The organism is Paenibacillus zanthoxyli JH29 (assembly GCF_000520715.1).
GTDB classification, from domain to species: domain Bacteria; phylum Bacillota; class Bacilli; order Paenibacillales; family Paenibacillaceae; genus Paenibacillus_AQ; species Paenibacillus_AQ zanthoxyli.
On sequence record NZ_ASSD01000183.1, the window covers coordinates 1 to 13,936 of the forward strand.

Consider the following 13,936-nt stretch of genomic DNA (forward strand, 5'->3'; position numbering starts at 1 on the left):
ACGTTTTCCCGATTCCGGATGAAGCACCGGTGACTACAGCCAGCTTGTTTTTATATGCATACTTGTTCAAGATACAAAACCTCCCATTGATAGCACTTCTCTCTTAATCGTACCGTCGGTAGAGGAATGATAACCACATCATGTTTATACTATTAACGGGATTAACTGCATCGGTACTCGTTATGGTTTTCTTTTGTGGCAATCGACAACTGACAGAGATTATAATGATCGTGTAGGAAGTGCTTTTGGCCCATTTGGTTAATAGCGATAGGCATTCTTCCATATGAGTAATTAGAGGTGACCTACTTGAAAACAAATCGTTCCTCATCCGCATTGGGCGAGTTCATAAAATCGCGCAGAGAACGCTTGCAGCCTTCAGAGGCGGGGATCCAGCCGCTTCCCGGACGAAGACGCACTCCGGGACTTCGAAGAGAAGAAGTCTCTTATCTTGCCCATATAAGCGTGACTTACTATACCTGGCTGGAGCAAGGCAAGGAGGTGAATCCTTCGCCGGAAGTGCTGCTAAGTATTAGCAAAGCGCTTCAGCTTGACGAAGACGAGCAGAAGCATCTGTTCGATCTGGCCAATGTAGACGGGACGAGCATCGTCACAGTGCCGAATAACGGAGATCCGGATACGAGAGTTTTGCAGAAAATCGTAGATCAGCTGCATTATCCTTCTTTTATCACGGACGAAGGCACGGATGTTATCGCCTGGAATCGAGCGGCAGAACTGATCGTAGCCGATTTCGGCAGTCTGCCGGATAACGAACGGAATATGATGAACATTATGTTTTTAAAGCCGGATTACCGCAACAAACTGGTGAATTGGGAAGGCTTTGCCCGTTACTCCGTAGCGGTTCTGCGGTCAAGCTTTGACCTTTACAAGGACAACCCGTTGTATATGGAAAGGTTCGAACGCTTAAGACGGGAAAGCGAGGAATTCGTGCATTTCTGGGAGCTATATGAAATCAAGCAAAAGCGCGTAGCCACCGCTTTATTTCGTCTTCCTGACGCACAGGAGATGGAGTTCGTGCTCCATTCCGCGGCTGTAATCGATAATGACCCGGGACTGCACTGGTGTTTCTTTGTTCCTGTACCCGGTTCGGGCACGGAGGAGAGATTATTGCGTTTACTTGAGCAAGACAAGCGGCTCCCATAGGCTGTTACTCCCGTTAATAGAATAGACGTGCTGTGGCAAGCTCCCTCCAGTTGTTTGTATGATTCAGTGGAAGACAACGATTGGAGGGTGTTTAGTATGCAAACATGGTTCATTACAGGAGCGTCAGGAGGCTTGGCTTCACGTATAACTCGCCGGTTGCTTGATAGGGGGGACCGTGTAGCCGCAACGGTACGCAAGCCGGGTGTGCTGGATGATCTGCAGGCACTGTATGGCTCCCAACTATGGCAGGCAAATTTAGATCTGACAAACCCTCAGCAAATTGTTGAAGTGGTGGAACGTGCATTTTCAGAACTGGGCACGATCAATGTGTTTGTCAATAATGCAGCCTATGGATTGTATGGCGCAATGGAGGAAGCAAGCGATAGGCAAATTGAGCATCAGTTTATGACCAATGTGCTTGGCTCCCTGCGTGCAGCGCGTGCAGTCCTGCCCTTTTTCCGTAAACAGGGCGGCGGTCACATGGTACAGATTTCGAGTATGGCGGGTCATTATTCTACTCCGGGTATGGGGCTGTATTGCTCTTCGAAATGGGCGGTCGAAGGAGCCTTTGAAGCGCTAGCTAAGGAAGTGGCTCCGTTCAATATTAAGACCACTATGGTGGAGCCCGGCGGAATCCGAACGAATTTCATTACAAGCAACGCCGTATTCGGCGAGCGGATGGACGAATACCGGGATACGGAGGTGGGCCAATTCGTTAGCCTGATGAAGGGAGAATTGCCTGGTATGGATATGAGCATGTTCAATCAAATGGTTGTCGGCGATCCGGATAAAATGGCGCAGCAGATTATCCGTCGTGTCGACCAGGGAGAGGGTCCGATACGTATGGCGTTGGGCAGTGACGCCTATGAGCAAATCCGGGCAGCCCTGCTGGACAGACTGGCCGCTCTGGAAGCACAGAAAGAGCTGGCTTACTCCACTGATTCAGATGATGTGGTAAAACAATTGTAAAGGACACCAAAGAATTCGACATCCACGGCAACTGATATGCTCCTCTGAAGTAGCCGGTTTATTTATTAAACCTGCTTACTTAAAGGGGAGCATATTTAAAACTTGCCGTTATTTGCGATACGGTTCTCCGTTTCACTATAGAGCGAAATGATTAGGCATCCGCTCGGATGTCTTGATTCATGCCGAATAAGACTTCTGATTGCCTTCCTATACTAAACTCGTTGAGAAGATTCAAGCTGCTCTGCATGCTGGCTCTGATAATCGATTAACAGTTGCTGCATCTTATCCACCGTGGCCATCTGGATGAGGCACATGAATGGCAACGGTCAAATTGAAATCGTTCAAGTAATGAAACGTAATAAGATCAAAATTCAGAGTGTACCACACCCGCTTGAGGGATATAATGACCATGTATTAAGAAGAGGAGGAAAATCATTTTGACTATTGAACGTTTTCAAATTCAGGTCTCTGATGAAATCCTGAACGATCTGCAATACAGACTCCATCACATCCGTTGGCCGGATCAATTGGAAAATGCGGATTGGGAACGGGGCACGGAATTAAATTACTTACAATCACTAGTTTCCTACTGGAGGGATCATTACGACTGGCGCGCCCAAGAATCCATGCTGAATCGCTTTTCCCAGTTTCGTTCCAATATTGATGGGATAGATGTACACTTCGTACACGAGCGCGGCAAAGGACCTAATCCTCTCCCCATTATCCTTACCCATGGATGGCCCGACAGTTATCTTCGTTATCAAAAAATTATTCCTCTCCTTTCGGACCCTGCCAGTTATGGAGGTAATCCGGAGGACTCCTTTGACGTCATTGTCCCTTCCTTGCCCGGATTCGGATTTTCCGGTCACCCTAATCGGCCGGGCGTCAACAATTTTTTTGTCTCCCAAATGTGGGCTAAACTGATGACAAAGGGATTGGGGTACCCCAAATTTGCCGCTGCAGGCGGAGATATGGGCTCCGGTGTTACGAGGTATCTGGCCGCAAACCGTCCTGAACTTTTATTTGGAATCCATCTAACGGATGTTGGTATTATAAGAAGTCTCTTAACTTTACAGGACGAGTCGGAATGTACGGAAGAAGAACGGCAATATAAGAAAAACGCTTCTGAATGGATCTCCCATGAGGGAGGCTATATGGCCATCCAATCGACAAAACCCCAGACTCTTGCTTATGGACTTTCCGATTCGCCGGTAGGTTTGGCAGCCTGGATCATCGAGAAATTTCGCACCTGGAGCGATTGTAAGGGGGACCTCAGCCAGAAATACAGCAAGGACGAGTTGTTGACTCATATTATGATCTACTGGGTGACTAACACCATAGGCTCAACAGCACATATGTATTATGAAAATACGCATTCCTTGCCGCCATTGGGCCGCATAGAAGTTCCGACAGGAATAGCCATATTTCCCGGGGATGTATTACAGCCTCCTAAATCCTGGGCTGTGCGCAATCTGAATGTAACTCGTTGGACCACCATGCCTTCCGGCGGGCATTTTACTGCTATGGAAGAACCGGAAGCGCTGGCCAACGACATTCGTGCATTCTACAGATCTTTTAGACAATAACATCTCCCAAGCTTGCGGAGATCCGGAGCAATCGGCCGGAATTGTCCTCCCAGTCGATCTATAACCGGTCCCCTCCTCCCCAAAAAACCGCCTGCATGGCGGCTTTTTTGTTGGGCTATATTCTTCTCTCCTAACTATTCTTTTCTCCTAACTGTACTTTTTGAGATAAAAGCTATACAAGAGAATAAAAATATATTGTAATTATTTAGGGATTGGTATATCATTGGCAAAAATGGATATTTCAACCTTCGACTTCGTCTTGACCATAATACTTTGGGAGGTTATCACAATGAACCGCTCTTTATCGGATTGCCGCGCTTTAGTTACAGGAGCTTCCGGATTTGTAGGTGCCTGGCTAACTCATCATCTAATTGAACAAGGTGCTGAAGTAACCTCTGTCTTGAGTGAGTTCAACCCGCGAAGCCAGTTTGCAAAACTGGGATTGGACAAGGAGATTCGATGCTATTATGGTTCGATTGCCGATTACAACTTGATTGAACGTGCAATTACAGTGGGAAAAATCAACACTATCTTTCACCTCGCTGCTGTTTCCCTTCAAGATTTGGCCTACCAGATCCCCTGGCAAACTTTTGAAACAAATGTAAAAGGTACATATAATCTGCTGGAGGTTTGTCGTATTCACCAAGACCAGATATCGAAAATAATAGTCGCATCCAGTGACAAGGTTTACGGTGACAGTCCCGATCTCCCTTATGATGAAGGTATGCCCATTCAAGGCAGAAATCCCTATGATGCCTCAAAGTCTTGTTCCGATCTTATTTCTCAGAGTTATAGACATAGCTTTAATTTGCCTATAGTGATAGGCCGTTTCGGCAATATTTTTGGGGGAGGTGACTTGAATTTCCGCCGGTTAATTCCAGGAACCATACAGCGGTTGTATGCACAACTTCCGCCAATTATTAGAATCCCTTCGAACGGGATATACATGAGAGATTTCTTATATATTCAAGACTTAATGACCGCCTACATGGCTATGTACCATTATGTAAATAATGAGGAGAAGGGTAATGTTTTTAATTTTGGAACAGGCAAGTTGTGGGACATAAAAAAAGTCATTGAAATCATTCAACGTGCCATGAACCTTGAACATATTGAACCGCTTTACGAACATCAAAAAAACAGTGAGATCTTGCACCAATACCTGTCAACGGAAAAAGCAAAATCTACGCTCAATTGGTCTGCAGAAACTTCTCTCGAAGAAGGAATCAGAAAAACGGTGGAGTGGTATCACAATTATTGGAATTCCGATTCCCAAAACTATGAAAGCGCATTAAATTAAACAATCGAATAGATAGTATAGAATCGTCTTTCAATCGAGTAGGAGGCTACTCATTTGTGAGTAGCCGACCTCTCACACCACCGTACGTACCGTTCGGTATACGGCGGTTCAACCGCATAAGTGCAATTGACGTAGACGCTCGTACTGCGCAGGAAAGTCATAACATCCTGCCTGTGCGAGCTTTTCGTTTGTTATGGAACGAGACAGCACCGGGCTTCCAGCGATACGCCAGTACCCCAGACGGGAGTTTCCCCATTGGTAAGCCTGCCATTCCGGTATCCCAGCTTGCGCAGGTTTTGTACCTTTGTTCTCGGCTTCTTCCATTGTTTCCAGATGTACATTCGGAGTCGTCTTCGCAGCCATTCGCTCCAGCTTTGCAATATCCGTTTCATGTCGGCTACATGGGGTAGTACCAGCGAAGCTGACACCACCCGCAAAGTAGATGGTAATTAAATGGGAAATTTATTTATGACCTCATTGTACTCCTGTTGGGCATCAGTGATAGCCAGTTTTGAATAGACTTCCAATGACTTTCGGCTTTCATGACCCGAATAAGGCTGTATGTGTGCGTCATCGATGCCCTGCTTTTTTAGCCAGGTCAACAAGAAATGCCGTAGCTTGTGCGGAGACAGATTTTGTACGAGACCGGCTTCCTCCGAATATTTGGCCAGAATCTTTCGTATTCCCCGATCCGTATATTTCTTCTTCCATGATGATTCGAACAGATAAACCGCATGCTTCTTTTTCATTGAATCGGCGTGCATGGCCAGCATTTCCTTGAACGATTGAGGGAAAGGTACAATGCGATCCTTGCTCCCTTTGCCCTTATTAATCCGAATTTGGCAGTAGTGGAAATCAACATCGGACAGCTTGATATTGATCAGCTCGCTTACCCGAACGCCGGTATATAGTAGCGTCTTGACGATCATCATGTCTTGAAAGTTCTTCGCTTGCCAAACCACATCGTAGTATCGCTTAAGCTCTTCTTCTGTAGGTACATAGGGGAGCTTCTTCGCTGTTTTGGGCACCTCTACCTCCAGCTCTGCTCTAAGATGCTGAAACAGGCTTTTGAGATAGGCATAATCCGGTCGTTCCCCACGGAGATACTTGGCCAATTCCTTAGCTTTGCGTTTCGGGGATATGCGCCTTTCACTCACGCGATAACACCTTCTTCCAACGGAAGACGTTCACTCATGTTCAGCCTAAATGTGCCGTAAGGGTTTACGTGGGTGTAAATCAGCGGGGTAAGTGCCCGTAAATCTTCCGGTGTCATCATATCGAACCATTTACGGTCGGACAGGATGCTTTGAAGCATAATGGTATTGATGTAAACTAGGCAGTTTTGCAGAAGGTGAAGAGACAATACAGCCAGCTCTTGATCTTCTAACCGGTTGGTGGCGATTTCTCCGCCTTTGCCGTAAAAGATAAAGCTATTGGCCGAGTTCCAATTCTCTACGACATTCAAGCCTTCATTGATCTCGCGGCGCAGTTCCTCCGAGTGCAGGTAATCGCAGAGGAATATTGTTTTGACTGCTTTGCCGAGTTCTCCCAAAGCTTGATAGGTCGGATGCTTTAAATTATTTCGGGTAAATCGTTTCAAGATTGCTTCTGTTTCGGCGGTTCCGAGTCGCTGAGCCGTAGCGTACTTCATCATTTGATCGTATTGCTGCCGAATCAGCTCCCAGTTGATCGGGCGGGTCAGTACCGGTTGCAAATTCGGGTAGGCATCCGTCATGCCTGGTTCGGGCCGATATAGCTTTTGGGAATGAATCGCTTTGAGCCTTGGCATGAGCTGATAGCCTAAAAGGTAACAAAATGCGAACGCAACCTCACTCTGGCCGTGTGAATCCACGTAATTCTTCTCGACCTCCATTTCGGTGCAATGACGAAGCAATCCTTCCATCATGGCAGCCACTTCAGAGGAGGAGCACGATTTGAGCTGCGAGTAAATGCATGTAGAATTCTTCTCAACGTGCCAATAAATCATAACGCCGCGGCCGCGGTATCGGATATGCCACTCAGTCATCAGATTTTGATCCCATGCGCCAAACTTTTTAGAATCCGATGCACAGGAAGTCGTAGCATCACCCCAAATATCCTGCATCCGAACACGAAAAATGGCATTCACCACTTCCGAAATTGCATTTCGCAGATTATCCTTGTGAATGAATTTCCTACGGACGTACAGTAAATCTTTGTAGCTTTCTCCATGCTCACCTGCACTCACACGTTTCAATCCGGTATTTGTCCCGAGGCCATAAAGGGATAGGATGAGTCTCTTTTGCAGTGTATCCCGACCTAACGCTTCACGTACAGCAACAGTCTTAAATTTATCCGTAAATCCAACACGAATATCGGCTTCTTTTAAAATGTCCAAGAGGCTCGTCATCGGCCACCGCCGAAGCATCTCTGATTTTATCCGTGATAGGTTAACTGGCTCTGCTTGTGGTTCTAACGGAGATAAGCTAATCCAGCCATTCCCCTTATCTGTGATCCGGACCTTGGGGTTTTTCTGGAGTCCGGTATCGAGCTTTTCTAATCCATCCTTCATAGCCTGCTTTAACGTTGTAATGAATGCCTCTGCATCCAGCGGCTGCTTTAGAGCCTTATAATTCTCTTCCCGCCGTTCCTCGAAGTCTGTTGGCAAATCATCGTCAGGATTCCGGTACCGATTTGCTCCAGTCACCCATATTTCCTTGCAACGAAGCTTTTCCCGTAAAGCTTGCAGGACGCTTATCTCATAGTCATCCGATTAATCCGTTCTTGGCCTTTCTCGTCCTTCTCTACAATGATTTCTTTATTAACAGTTCGGATTACACCATCTACTGGGATTTCTTCGGACATTGGCAAATAATGATGGCCAGTATCTGAATATTTCTTGACCAGCTCCAAAGCACGAATCACAGGCCGATGCACTTCATTGTTTGATCGGAATTCCAGGACACCTAATATTTCGGGAACCATCCGGCGGTAGTGACTCCCATAGGAAGCCCGAATAATGGTATGGATTTTCTCCCGGTAAGCCGGTCCGGTGTGTTTGAATTCTTTTATTAAATCCCGTAATGTTTGTTCATTAACAACCGGGAAAATGACATCGCGAATGACACCGTCTGGATTATTGACGGCAGACTGCGCCATGTTGAATAAAATGCCATACTTATTGCTCACCTTGCGTAAGTCATTCAGGATTTCCTTTTCGATTTTTCGTTCTGCCCGCACTCCAATACGATGAACGATTTGAATAAGCAGCTCGATCAAATTATCCGTTATCTCCATACTCCTTAGCCAGAAGAATGCGGCCAACAATGTGTAACGGATTGGATCGGGGTGGCGGCGAAGTTCCCGGAGATCCTCTGTTGCCGTCCGCTGCCGGTACTTGGTTAATACTTTAAGAGGGATATCACGAAACAAGTCATTCGGAAGTTCCAGATTTCGAATCGTTCGCAGCTTGCTTACTTCTCTTAGCACACTTTCGACACCTGGTTTGCCGGGATCGGCTTTTAGCTCTTGAAAAGAAAGAAGTCCCTCGTCGCTGCTTGAACCGCCCTGGTCTTCATCCAGAAATGCGATACTATCGACGAGTAAATCCAATTTGCTTAAAGATGCCGTAGGCAACTTTTCCAGTATGGATTTGAAAAATTGTTCTTCATATGTACGGATTGCGGCTCTGATAAGTCGCTCGATGCGATCAGGCGTAGGCGGTACAACTTTCATCTCCCGGAATCGCCGGTATACGGTTTCGACCAAATGTACGAAGTCGTGATCCTGGAATAACACGCTTTTGCATAACCAATCGATCACCTCCTCAGCATCATTGACGGTATCCTCACGAAAACCAAAGAACTCCCTGATTTGTGTTCGATGATAGGTGATGGAGCGACCGGTCCAATCGTATTGTGTGTACAGCTCTGCCGGTGCCTTGATCTGCTTTGCTATGTATTGAATGACTGCTTTGGGTACTTCGAATTTATGAAAGGGGAATCGCGCTTCATATTGGAAAAACTTAAATAGTACAGCAAACCCCAACCGAGTCTCTCCCGACTTATTGCCGACTAGCTGCATTTCGTTAGGAAGAAACGTAAAATGCTCAATTAACTCCTCCAGCTCCCAATTTCGCTTCACTTGATCCCCTCCGTATAAAGTTCCTGAAATGGTCAGTATCGGTACATTTGAGTTGTTTTTAGTATACGTTTGCTTGATAGAGTAGGCAATAATGGGGTGAAAAATAGTGAAGTTCCAAATATAAATTAAAAGTCGGTACTTTAAGGGAGTAGGGCAAAGTTTCACTTCACACAACTGAGCGAACCGGAGATTATGGGGTCTTTGCGTCACTACCATTTCCAGGCAGCTTGACATGAGTATCCACTTCGATGTATATTTAATAATATACTTAATTAAGGAGGATATTAATTGGCTGTGAAGGACTCACTCAGTCTCATCTTCGCTGCGCTCGCCGATCCGACACGCCGAAACATTCTGACCAAGCTGTCACAGGGGCCCGCGACAGTCAGAGAAATTGCCGAGCCCTTCGAGATTAGCGCACCCGCAATCTCCCAGCACCTCAAGGTGTTGGAGCGTGCAGGGCTGATCGAACGTACAGCGAACGCACAATGGCGGACTCTATCGATACGAACCGAACCTCTCGATGAGGCATCGGCCTGGGTCGAGAAACACCGCCGTGAATGGAACCTGCGCATCGACGCACTGGAAGAACATCTTAAGTCCATGATCAAAAAGGAGGAACAATCAACATGACTATGTCCACATCCGTACCAGAGTTTACCATCACCCGAATCCTGAATGTCCGCCGCGATCTCGTGTGGCGTGCCTGGACCGAGAAGAATGAACTCGCTGCCTGGCTGCCTTCGACACCTCTGGAGTCCATCTCCTTCGATGTCCGCGAAGGCGGACGCTACCGCTACACAATGGTCAACGTCGAGACCGGCGAGGAGTATCACACCGGAGGTGTGTTCCTCGATGTCGTACCTTTCGAACGGCTCGTATTCACCTGGGGTTACCCCGATGCTCCCATCGAGGATTCCCCTGTCGTGACCCTGACCCTCACCGCACAAGGCGACCGCACCGAGATGATCTTCCACCTGCGCGGAGTAGCCGGTCAACCCGGAGATAAGTTCTTTTACGACGGCTGGTCCAATACGCTGGACAATCTGGCCACGCACCTGCGCGACCAGAAATAGGGAAGCGAGCAAGAATAGAGAAGGAGCCTTCATGGCTCCTACATCCTTCCTATGGGATCAAGTGTCAAATCGGGACGCCGGACATCACGGCGGCGGCAGTTGCCGACTATCGCCGGCCGACATCGGCGCGCAATTACAATTCTGACGGCTGTCAAACGTCGCGAGCCAGCACAAGTCAGAGCGGACAAGGAGGATTTAATTAACATGTCCAATGAATTGAAAGAGGACGCATCTATCGTTCATCCTTCCGTACAACCGTTATTTACGCCATTTTCGATCGGCAAGTTGACACTTCCAAATCGAATCGTCATGGCACCTATGACCCGAACGTTCTCGCCGAATGGCATGCCCGGTGCTGATGTAGCCCAGTATTACCGACGTCGTGCCGAGAATGGGGTGGGTCTAATCATAACGGAGGGAACGGTCATCAACCATCCCTCGTCAGCTGACCATCCGAACGTCCCCCATTTCTACGGCCCTGCTCTGGACGGCTGGTCGTCTGTCGTGGAGCAAGTACATGCAGCAGGCGGTCGTATTTTCCCTCAACTCTGGCATGTCGGCATGGCACGGACAGCCGGGAACCCTCCGAACCCAGAATCCCTACCTATTGGACCATCCGGTATCGATCTGTCTGGCAATCAAGTAACCGCACCTATGACACAATCGGATATCCTTTCCGTGATTGAGGCATTCGCCCAAGCTGCTGGCGACGCGAAGTTACTCGGATTCGACGGTATCGAAATCCACGGAGCGCATGGCTATTTGATCGATCAATTTTTCTGGAAACAAACCAATAAGAGATCGGATCGATATGGCGGCGACAGTTTTGAGGGGCGAACGCGTTTCGCTGTAGAAATCATTCGCGCTATTCGGAATGCAGTTGGTCCCGATTTTCCGATTGCTTTACGTATATCTCAATGGAAAAACTCTAACTATACGGCCAAGCTGGCGGAAACACCGGAGCAATTGTCGTCATTCCTTGAGCCGCTGACAACTGCGGGTGTTGACATTTATCATTGTTCGACCCGGCGATTCTGGGAACCGGAATTCGAAGGCTCTGACTTAAACTTGGCAGGATGGGTCAAATCGTTGACCGGACGACCGACCGTTACCGTCGGATCAGTAGGGTTGAACGAAGAATTCATTCGTTCCTTCGCTTCCGGCCAAGTAACCCAGGTTACCAGTCTTGATGGATTGATCGAGAGACTTGAGCAAAATGAATTTGATCTGGTGGCCGTTGGTCGTTCGTTGTTAGTAGACCCAGAATGGGCGATGAAAATCAGGAACGGACGGTTCGGCGAACTGAATCCCTTTACAGTTGAATCACTGGGAACCCTATAAATGGTAACAGCACGGTGTAAAAGCAAATAAATTATTAGACTGGAAAAATAAAGTGTTAGACTCAAAAAAATAAATTTGTAGACTGTTAATCACTTAGAAGGTAATGGTAATGATCAGGTTGTAAATTTGTACACATAAGGAGATAAGTCTATGGCAAAAAACAAATTACTGAGAATGGACAATGTTGGCATCGTTGTAGAATCCCTTGATGACGCAATCTCTTTCTTCGAGGAGATTGGCTTGAAGCTCGAAGGGCGAGCTACTGTCGAAGGTGAATGGGCTGGTCGTGTAACAGGGTTGGGTTCACAGGGCGTAGAGATTGCTATGATGGTTACCCCAGATGGCCACAGCCGACTTGAACTTTCGCGATTTCTTACCCCACCTACTATATCAGATCACCGAACTGCTCCTGTAAATGCCCTCGGTTATCTACGCGTCATGTTCACCGTTGAAGACATTGACGAAATGGTATCCAGACTCACAAAATATGGTGCTCAGCTCGTTGGCGAAGTGGTTCAGTACGGGGACTCGTATCGGATCTGCTACATTCGTAGTAATGAAGGACTTCTAATAGGTTTGGCGGAACAACTCGGTAATAAGAAGGAAAACTAACGGAGAATGATAGTTAATAGATTATTTAGGAGCAGGTGCTACGGCAACCTACTCTTTTTCAGTAGCATTGTTAGCGTACGGTATTTTCCCTTTTATGCGGTGACCCTAATAAAACGGCACGCTTACCATTTATTATCCATTCACTTTGCGGGTGGTGTCAGCTTCGCTGGTACTACCCCAACATAGTAGTAACCGATCCATCCGCGAATGTAGACTTTCACCTTCTCCATGACCTCTCGAACATTCCTGCCCTGACTGCGGCTCGTGAGTTCCTTTAGCCTCTTCTTTGCTTTTGCGAGCGATTGCCCGTGGACGCGAATATACACGCCACTTCTATTCTTTCCCAAGGCAAATCCAAGGAATTTGAAGTGCTTCCGGGCCACTACGCTGACAACCTTGCTTTTCTGCGTATTGATCTGGAGTCTCAATTTGTCCTCCAGGTAATTTCTGCAGGACCCCAGAAGACGCGTCGCTGCCCGTTTGCTTTTGGCGAGCACCACGAGGTGAGTAGCCCGAGGGAATCGCACCCTCAGGCCCTCTCAGAACCGGACGTGAACCTCTCGGCTCATCCGGCTCCCATTATCCAGCCGCAGGCAGTATTCCTAATTGCCAGTGAACAAATAGCTTGGGGAGGTTCCTTGCCAGCCGACCCAGCCATTTTATTGCCCGGATCTTGTGTCTTTCTAGTTTCTTGTACTTTCTTCTAGCCCACTTGACGAGTGCCAGATTCATGTGACGGAAAACTGGATATAGTTGCGATTTGTAGAAGTGTCCGTAGTAGTTGAGCCATCCTCTAATGGATGCATTAAACATCCGGGAAAGATCATGGATCGTGATGTCCGGTTTCAAATGCAATTTTCCGCATGGCTTGGTGCATTGATCTGCCTGGCCGGTATCCGAAACTGCATCCACTGAACAAGGGTTCGAAGATAGGTTCCAGCCTGTTTTTCTTGTTTTTCAGTGCTTGCTGGCAGACCCTGTCCCGTATCGCCGGGATGCCAAGCGGACGCTTCTCGTGAGGTTTCCCTTTTTTGGGAATGTGAATCCGCCTGACAGGCATCGGTCGGTATGTCACTTGTTTCAGTTCTTCGTGCAACCGCTCTAGCTCCACCTCAGCTATGGCCTGGAAGGCCCGGATGGTGACTTTGTCGGTTCCACCACTGCCCCCGTTTGCCCTCACCATTTCCCATGCCATTTCCAGGTTTGTTCGGTGATACACCTTATCGATTAATGAATGAACCTTTCGTCCTGTGCCTTCTGCTTTCATGCGCTTCGTATCCTCCGCCTGCAAGTTTTGGGTCTTTCACTTAGGGAATATTCCTCCCTTGCCGCTTACTCGCGAAACTCATGCCAGTATCAGTCTCCATAAAGCGAGCCGCCTTCCCCTCCTGGTTCACCTTTTGGGTGAACCGAAGCCAACCGTACTTGGACGGCTGATCCGGACGTTTCTGTTGTTCGTCCGTTCGTAAGTAGTACGCAGCTCTTCGACTTCTCGCCGTGCGTCCGGTATGCACTTCGGGGTTTCCTTATAGCATCCGTTACTGAAGTTACCGCGCGTTCTTTGGAAGCGGCAGGCGCGGCGCGACCGCTCCGACTTTGTTTACCCACTCGTCCTGCAAGTGCACTCGTTTCAGACACGACGAGATCTCCGTGGGTCACATCGTCATCTTCCGTACCATGCCGCCCGCACACACCTTGGTGCGATGGGTGGACTAGAACGCCTTCGTCTCCATGTAAGCGTCAAATAGCCCACACCTTGTCATCAAGAT

13 protein-coding genes and 1 pseudogene are annotated in these 13,936 nt (G+C 47.8%); 8 read left to right on the plus strand and 6 right to left on the minus strand.

The genetic code is table 11. From position 1 onward, the window contains the following. Window positions 1-297 precede the first annotated feature (297 nt). The 4 genes from L691_RS0107190 to L691_RS0107205 all read left to right on the plus strand — a co-directional run bounded on the left by L691_RS0107190 (window position 298) and on the right by L691_RS0107205 (window position 5,016). On the plus strand, window positions 298-1,161 hold the full coding sequence (locus L691_RS0107190) for a helix-turn-helix transcriptional regulator (protein ID WP_232229123.1): 864 nt from the start codon (window positions 298-300) through the stop codon (window positions 1,159-1,161). A 96-nt stretch (window positions 1,162-1,257) separates the two neighbouring features. Beyond that, window positions 1,258-2,130, plus strand: coding sequence for an SDR family oxidoreductase (locus tag L691_RS0107195; RefSeq protein WP_025689675.1), 873 nt, complete (start codon window positions 1,258-1,260; stop codon window positions 2,128-2,130). A 437-nt stretch (window positions 2,131-2,567) separates the two neighbouring features. Then, a complete protein-coding gene (locus L691_RS0107200; RefSeq protein ID WP_025689677.1) occupies window positions 2,568-3,716 on the plus strand; it encodes an epoxide hydrolase family protein in 1,149 nt (382 codons plus the stop codon). A gap of 289 nt (window positions 3,717-4,005) precedes the next feature. Then, entirely contained in the window at window positions 4,006-5,016 is a 1,011-nt protein-coding gene (locus L691_RS0107205; RefSeq protein ID WP_025689679.1) for a GDP-mannose 4,6-dehydratase, read from the plus strand. A gap of 191 nt (window positions 5,017-5,207) precedes the next feature. Here L691_RS0107205 and L691_RS31875 read toward each other — a convergent pair whose 3' ends face one another. From L691_RS31875 to L691_RS28155, 3 genes and pseudogenes are all read right to left on the minus strand, one after another. After that, window positions 5,208-5,408, minus strand: coding sequence for a group II intron maturase-specific domain-containing protein (locus L691_RS31875; protein WP_332249061.1), 201 nt, complete (start codon window positions 5,406-5,408; stop codon window positions 5,208-5,210). Between the two features lie 57 nt (window positions 5,409-5,465). Beyond that, window positions 5,466-6,173, minus strand: coding sequence for a tyrosine-type recombinase/integrase (locus L691_RS0107210; RefSeq protein WP_025689681.1), 708 nt, complete (start codon window positions 6,171-6,173; stop codon window positions 5,466-5,468). Further along, window positions 6,170-9,138: pseudogene (locus L691_RS28155) on the minus strand (Tn3 family transposase). Before L691_RS28155 ends, L691_RS0107210 begins: the two are co-directional and overlap by 4 nt. A 294-nt stretch (window positions 9,139-9,432) precedes the next feature. Here L691_RS28155 and L691_RS0107220 point away from each other — a divergent pair. The 4 genes from L691_RS0107220 to L691_RS0107235 all read left to right on the plus strand — a co-directional run bounded on the left by L691_RS0107220 (window position 9,433) and on the right by L691_RS0107235 (window position 12,167). After that, the gene (locus L691_RS0107220; protein ID WP_036735868.1) at window positions 9,433-9,771 is read left to right on the plus strand and encodes an ArsR/SmtB family transcription factor; all 339 of its coding nucleotides are present in this window, start codon (window positions 9,433-9,435) and stop codon (window positions 9,769-9,771) included. Continuing rightward, window positions 9,768-10,214: an SRPBCC family protein gene (locus L691_RS0107225; RefSeq protein ID WP_025689685.1), complete on the plus strand. Its 447-nt coding sequence runs from the start codon at window positions 9,768-9,770 to the stop codon at window positions 10,212-10,214. The genes L691_RS0107220 and L691_RS0107225 overlap by 4 nt, the downstream gene beginning before the upstream one ends. Window positions 10,215-10,418: 204 nt before the next feature. After that, window positions 10,419-11,555: an NADH:flavin oxidoreductase gene (locus L691_RS0107230; protein ID WP_025689686.1), complete on the plus strand. Its 1,137-nt coding sequence runs from the start codon at window positions 10,419-10,421 to the stop codon at window positions 11,553-11,555. Window positions 11,556-11,705: 150 nt separating this feature from the next. Beyond that, window positions 11,706-12,167 carry a VOC family protein gene (locus L691_RS0107235; protein ID WP_025689687.1) on the plus strand — a complete coding sequence of 154 codons (462 nt, stop codon included), beginning with the start codon at window positions 11,706-11,708 and terminating at the stop codon, window positions 12,165-12,167. A 140-nt stretch (window positions 12,168-12,307) separates the two neighbouring features. On the opposite strand, the gene L691_RS0107240 is transcribed toward L691_RS0107235, so the two are convergent. The 3 genes from L691_RS0107240 to L691_RS0107245 form a co-directional block, all read right to left on the minus strand. Further along, window positions 12,308-12,595, minus strand: a complete 288-nt coding sequence (locus tag L691_RS0107240; protein WP_232229124.1) for a group II intron maturase-specific domain-containing protein — start codon at window positions 12,593-12,595, stop codon at window positions 12,308-12,310. A 151-nt stretch (window positions 12,596-12,746) separates the two neighbouring features. Next, window positions 12,747-12,980 carry a group II intron maturase-specific domain-containing protein gene (locus tag L691_RS31160; protein ID WP_084653945.1) on the minus strand — a complete coding sequence of 78 codons (234 nt, stop codon included), beginning with the start codon at window positions 12,978-12,980 and terminating at the stop codon, window positions 12,747-12,749. Window positions 12,981-12,990: 10 nt separating this feature from the next. Then, the gene (locus tag L691_RS0107245) at window positions 12,991-13,434 is read right to left on the minus strand and encodes a reverse transcriptase family protein (protein WP_025689689.1); all 444 of its coding nucleotides are present in this window, start codon (window positions 13,432-13,434) and stop codon (window positions 12,991-12,993) included. Between the last annotated feature and the right edge of the window lie 502 nt (window positions 13,435-13,936).